Genomic DNA, 297 nt, shown 5'->3' on the forward strand with positions numbered 1-297 from the left:
TCACGGCCTTTATTTCTCCTTTAAAAGAAGACCGGGAGCAGGCAAAGGAGATTATTGGAAAGGACAATTTCCTCGAAATTTATGTGAACACTCCTCTTGAGATCTGTGAAGAAAGAGATGTGAAAGGATTTTACGAAAAAGCCAGGAACGGAGAGATTAAAAATTTCACGGGAATAAGTTCTCCTTACGAGGCTCCGGACTCACCAGATTTTGAAATCAAAACGGAAGAAGAATCTGTAGAGGAAGCTGTGGAGAGGCTGCTAAAATACCTTGAACATAAAATGAAACTATAATGAG

1 protein-coding gene is annotated in these 297 nt (G+C 39.7%); it reads left to right on the forward strand.

Features of this window, described 5'->3' with window-relative positions; translation table 11 throughout:
* A partial coding sequence (locus HC176_RS18990; RefSeq protein ID WP_167920520.1) for an adenylyl-sulfate kinase occupies positions 1–293 on the forward strand: 293 nt, incomplete at its 5' end.
* Between the last annotated feature and the right edge of the window lie 4 nt (positions 294–297).

It is taken from the genome of Tamlana crocina, assembly GCF_012037625.1.